This is a genomic window from Chromobacterium fluminis (assembly GCF_011602385.1).
Classification (GTDB): Bacteria; Pseudomonadota; Gammaproteobacteria; order Burkholderiales; family Chromobacteriaceae; genus Chromobacterium; species Chromobacterium fluminis.
In genome coordinates, this window is record NZ_JAAOMA010000157.1 from 1 (window position 1) to 255 (window position 255).

At 61.6% G+C, this 255-nt stretch carries 1 pseudogene; it reads right to left on the minus strand.

Features of this window, described 5'->3' with window-relative positions:
* Nucleotides 1-255, minus strand: a pseudogene (locus HA052_RS27300) (ABC transporter ATP-binding protein); the annotation flags it as partial.

Sequence of the window (255 nt, forward strand, 5' to 3'; positions counted from 1 at the left end):
GCCGGCAGGCCAGCAGCGCCTTGGTGTAGGCGTCCTGCGGCGCGTCGAAGATTTGCTGCACCTTGCCCTGCTCGCGGATTTCTCCGTGACGCATGACGATGACTTCGTCGGCGAACTCGCCCACCACGCCCAGATCGTGGGTGATGAACAGCACCGCCATATCGTGTTTCTTTTGCAGGTCGGCGATCAGTTGCAGGATCTGCTTCTGGATGGTGACGTCCAGCGCGGTGGTGGGTTCGTCGGCAATCAGCAGCT